The sequence below is a fragment of the Sabulibacter ruber genome, assembly GCF_017355955.1.
Lineage (GTDB): Bacteria > Bacteroidota > Bacteroidia > Cytophagales > Hymenobacteraceae > Nibribacter > Nibribacter ruber_A.
The window spans coordinates 1-293 of sequence record NZ_JAFFID010000092.1 but is presented as its reverse complement, the minus strand read 5'-3'; the positions used below and the strand labels follow the sequence as shown (position 1 = coordinate 293).

Here is a 293-nt window from a genome sequence, read left to right as displayed (position 1 = left end):
CCGGCTCGATTAGCCCAAAGTCCAGGTGTGTTTCTTCCGCAAGGGTGACCGGAGCCGGCAGCTTTACCGCTGCCAAGAACAGCAGGTGCTCCTGGGCGAACCCGAGGATGCCGTCCAGGTGCCGCCGACCGCCGGTGTTGGCCTGATAATGCGACAGGATAGCAGGAACCAGCAGGCGGCCTTTGAGCGAACGGATCTTGACCGTGTCCGCGCTCTGCCATTCGACGAGGTGCTTGGTGGTCGGAATGGCGCTGTACGGTTGAAATATCGGTGGAGCAGCCCGATAGAAGGCG

At 61.8% G+C, this 293-nt stretch carries 1 protein-coding gene; it reads right to left on the bottom strand.

From position 1 onward, the window contains the following. On the bottom strand, nt 1-293 hold a 293-nt coding region (locus JT719_RS24585; protein ID WP_207436422.1), incomplete at both ends, for a hypothetical protein.